The sequence below is a fragment of the Lactobacillus sp. HMSC08B12 genome, from assembly GCF_001808415.1.
In the GTDB taxonomy this organism is placed as follows: domain Bacteria; phylum Bacillota; class Bacilli; order Lactobacillales; family Lactobacillaceae; genus Lactobacillus; species Lactobacillus delbrueckii.
Window position 1 is genome coordinate 1 of sequence record NZ_KV793107.1, and the last position, 4246, is coordinate 4246.

Consider the following 4246-nt stretch of genomic DNA (forward strand, 5'->3'; position numbering starts at 1 on the left):
ACTACAAGACTCCAGAAGAGTGCTTTGACATAGAGCTTGACCATATTTATCGACACAGGTAGTCAAAATCTACCAGATGTTATTGGTAAGTGTTCAATTTATTCTTGCAATTGGCGAATAAAATCTTTTTTGCTTTTTATTTGATTTAGATATTCTATATTGGCTACAATAGCCTTGTTAAAAAGTACAGTATTGTTTGGAACGTTAAAAATATGTTTGGCGAAGTTTTCAAAAAATTAAGGAAGAGTAAACATATTACATTGGAAGCTATATCTAAAGATGTAATTTCAACATCTCAACTTTCACGTTGGGAAAATGGTTTAAGTGATATATCTCTCAATAAATTAATTATTCTTTTGAATCGAATAAATGTCTCACCACAAGAATTTATAGCAATGACAATTCCTGAAAATAATGAGACTAACAATTTTCTAAAAAATCTTTCTTTACTTTATAGTGAGAAAGATTCTATAAGTATATATCGAATTTTTCTAAAAAATATTGCGGCTTACCATCATACGAATAACGTGGATTATCTGTTTCACGCAAGTGCTGCCGCAAATGTTCTTTTCGACATAAAAAATAAAAACTATCTAACTCCTCAAGATCAACAGGACTTAAAACTATTTCTAACTCAAAACAACCATTGGAACCTATCGACCATTCAAGCTTTTGGTAATTCTGGTTTTATTCTTCCAAATAACACTGTTTTCCAATTAATTAACAGTTTAATTGAAGACATAGTCTACTTAGAAAACATAAATTTTGAATTTTATCTAGAGGCTTGGAATACGATAATCAACAACTCGTTGATTTTAGTTAAAACAGATTTCAAAAAATCAAAACTTCTTCTAGCCAGAATTAAAGAGCTTTCCTATACGGAGCCTTACTTAAGCATTACAGTAAAAGTCAATTTTCTCGAACTACTTATTCACTATAGAGAAGACGGTAATTCTGAACCGATTAAAAGATTTCTAGAATCTGCAAAAGTCCTTGGTATACCTAACCTATATAATGATCTACTATCTGGTTGGGCTCTTTTAAAACTAAATTCTTAGTATTATATACACTTTGTTGCTTATGTCCGCTTTTTGTACCTGGTTCCGCGGCCGTTGCCAACCTTGACGACAAGATTTTTAGCAATCAAATCCTTCAAAATTCTAGAGACTTTGGAGCGGCTATAAGGCAACGCATCTGTAATTTCGCCTATTGGTTTCAAGATATTTTTACTCAAAGTATCATATGCCAATCCTTCAACCGACGTCATTTCAACCTGTCCCTGTACCGGCAACGTTACCTTGACCGAATTAGCAAAAGCCTCAAAAATCGGCTTTCGCTCGCTATCTTTATATGCCTCCTGAATCCGCAAGATTCCTGTGCCCAGTGTTTCAACGATGTGTAGACGGTAAAAAATATTCCCCAAGATCGGGTTTCTAAGAATCGAAATATTGCCACGCGAGTACTCCTCTTCTGAGAGTCCCGCTGGCAAGACACCTGGTGACGTGACTTCAATCCGGTCATCAAACATCATCACTCGAATTTGTGCCGGAATATCCCAAGTCCGGTGCATCAAGGCGTTGGCTACAGTTTCTCTGAAGGCTTCTTCGGGGATCCGAAAGACCTTTTTTCTAGTCATCCCGGAAATTTCTTCGTAGCTATAGTAGTCCAAAAAGACGTTCACAGTATCATCTAGCTCTTTGAGAACCGATTCATGGTCAAACGTTGCTCGCTTGGTGATTACATTAATGCTGTCACCAAAGTGGATAAGTTCAATGCCCGGAAATGAGTTTTGATCAGATAAAAGCTCAGCCACTTGATTATAGCCAAGGTCGTCATCATATAAATTCAAGATTCTTAAGATATCCTGGCTAAAATTTTCCAGCCCAATCTCCCGCTTAGCCCACTTTTCGAAGTAGTCAAAGGTCAAGTCTTGATTCTCAGCTAGCAAACTTTCGCAATCAAGATATTTTTCAAACATGACTTTGTCGCCTCCAGATTGCTTTACGCGTGAAATTCGGTCGTAAATACGCGTAAAATTGAACCGTAAATGACGTGCAAAATTTTACGATTGATTTACACGCGCGCGAAAATCAATCAAGCTCTATTTCCTTACCAACCGCTTTTACATTTCTAGGATTATATCCTAGATCCTTATATTCTTCAGTCAGTAATTCCTCATAGTCCAAATAGTCATATGCAGGATCTGACCAAAGATCGTATCCTGTTTCCTCATGGATAAACATCATCCTCAACCTTCCCTTTCTTGTCCATAATTCCCTCTGATTCTAGTAAAAAATCGTTCAAAAGACAATCAAAAAGGCTGCTCTCTGAGCAGCCTTTTTCTACATATCTACTTTTCATTCTGTAACCTAGCCACTTCATCATAGATGACGCCGCGCTGGTTTTCATCCAGTTCCAAAACGACCAAATCGCCCACTACGAGCTGGGTGTTGCCGTCCGGGATGATATCCTTTTGCCCCCGGTGGATAACCTTAACCAGGGTCCGATCCGGCCAGGCGATCTCCTTAATCTTTTTGCCAGCCATCTGACTGCCCTCAAAGACGGAAAAGGTCAGCTGGTCGGCTTCCCCGACATAGTCGTTGTCTTCCTTGGTCTGCATCCGGCCTGCTAGGCTTTCGTAAATCGGCTCCCCGCCAGCCAGTTCATTGGTAATGTAGGCCATCACCGACACCACTGCCAGCGGCATCAGGTGCAGGAGCGACCCCACCATCTCTGCGATCAGCATAATCGCGGTAAAAGGCGAGCGAACAATCGCCGCAAACAGCCCCGCCATGGAAAAAATCACCAAGTTGACGACCAATTTTTGGTCTAATAAGCCCAGATCAGCCATAAAGTGACCGTAAATAGCGCCAAGCAAGGCCCCCATGGTCAAAATCGGCAAGAAAATCCCGCCAGGCAGGCCTGAGTCATAGGACACGATGGAAAAGGCAATCCGCAAGAGGAAGATCATAACCAGGATCTTGGTTACGTGGATCTGGTCCAGGCCCAAGATCAAGGTGTTACCCCCGCCCACGTAGTCCGGGTAAAAGTACATGATCGGAATTAGGATGGCAGCTGGAATCAGCCCGTGCAGCCAGCGCGGAAGGGGGATTTTTTCATAAAACTTGTTAAAACTGAACAATCCCCACTGGTAAAAGCGGCCTACCAAGCCGAGGAAGATGCCAAGGAGTAGCAGATGCCAGTACTGGAGGATGGGGAAGGAGTGGTTGTAGCTGATGGCCAGGACCGGGGTTTGGCCAAAGACGTTGGAAACCACGAAGTTGGCCATGATGGCGCCGGCCAAGGCGTTCAGCCAGACGCGAGGCGAAAAGTTATGGAAGACTTCTTCCACAATAAACATCGCTCCGCCCATCGGCGCACCGAAGGCGGCTGACAGACCGCTGGCGGCCCCAGTGGCTAAGAGCACGCGGGCGTCCGTTTTTGACGCCTTGAAGCCCTGCGCTACGCCCTGACCGACAGTTGATCCCAATTGGATTGACGGACCTTCCCGGCCCAAAAAGAGGCCAGAGCCGATCGACAAAACGCCGCCAATGAACTTCCGCCAGAGGATTGGCCACCAGGACAGGCGCAGCTTGCCCTGCAGCTGGAGTTCAACTTCTGGAATACCAGACCCGCCCGCGTGAGGCTGCTGCTTGACTAAGAAGCCCGCAATCAGGATGCTGGCGAGCAGCAGCCCAGCGATGAGGGCAAAATATTGGGGATTTTGGCTGGCTAGCTGGTAAAGCTTTTTCCAATAAGTCAGGGTCTCGCCAATCAGCCAGCGGAAGCTGCCTACGACCACGCCGGAAACCAGGCCAACAACCAGGGCCTCAAAGAGGAGGCGGAGGTTAGCCGACCGCGTTTTTCTATCTTCATAATTTTCCATGTATAACTTGCCCACCTTTTTATCTTATGTAAAAAGCATAAAACATTTTCAAGAGCTTGTAAAATGGCAATAAAAAAACTGCCCAATCGTGATGTGACCCCCAAAATTGGGACGAATTAGTATTATGCCGTTAAGGTTGTTAAAACATGATTCCGATATTCAATCGGGGTCATGTTTTTTCGTCCTGTTTTGATTCGTACGTTGTTGTAGTAATCGATATATTTGTGAATAGCTTGCTCAAGCTCATTTAGGTCCTTGTATTTATGTTCTTGGCCGTAGAACATCTCCCGCTTAAGAATACCGAAGAAGCCCTCCATTAGGCCATCGTCAAGAGAGTTGCCTAGCCTGGACATACTCTGA

The 4246-nt window shown here is 43.4% G+C and carries 5 protein-coding genes; 1 reads left to right on the top strand and 4 read right to left on the bottom strand.

Features of this window, described 5'->3' with window-relative positions:
• Nucleotides 1–212 precede the first annotated feature (212 nt).
• On the top strand, nucleotides 213–1058 hold the full coding sequence (locus tag HMPREF3168_RS01100) for a helix-turn-helix domain-containing protein (protein ID WP_070488042.1): 846 nt from the start codon (nucleotides 213–215) through the stop codon (nucleotides 1056–1058).
• 20 nt (nucleotides 1059–1078) lie between these two features.
• On the opposite strand, the gene HMPREF3168_RS01105 is transcribed toward HMPREF3168_RS01100, so the two are convergent.
• The 4 genes from HMPREF3168_RS01105 to HMPREF3168_RS01115 all read right to left on the bottom strand — a co-directional run.
• Complete coding sequence (locus HMPREF3168_RS01105) at nucleotides 1079–1978, bottom strand: ATP-binding protein (RefSeq protein ID WP_016396088.1); 900 nt, start codon at nucleotides 1976–1978, stop codon at nucleotides 1079–1081.
• A 112-nt stretch (nucleotides 1979–2090) separates the two neighbouring features.
• Nucleotides 2091–2246, bottom strand: coding sequence for a hypothetical protein (locus HMPREF3168_RS10230; RefSeq protein WP_002878290.1), 156 nt, complete (start codon nucleotides 2244–2246; stop codon nucleotides 2091–2093).
• A 104-nt stretch (nucleotides 2247–2350) separates the two neighbouring features.
• Nucleotides 2351–3886, bottom strand: a complete 1536-nt coding sequence (locus HMPREF3168_RS01110; protein ID WP_016396085.1) for a ClC family H(+)/Cl(-) exchange transporter — start codon at nucleotides 3884–3886, stop codon at nucleotides 2351–2353.
• A gap of 122 nt (nucleotides 3887–4008) precedes the next feature.
• The coding region (locus tag HMPREF3168_RS01115; RefSeq protein WP_231524816.1) for an IS3 family transposase at nucleotides 4009–4246 on the bottom strand (238 nt) is incomplete at its 5' end.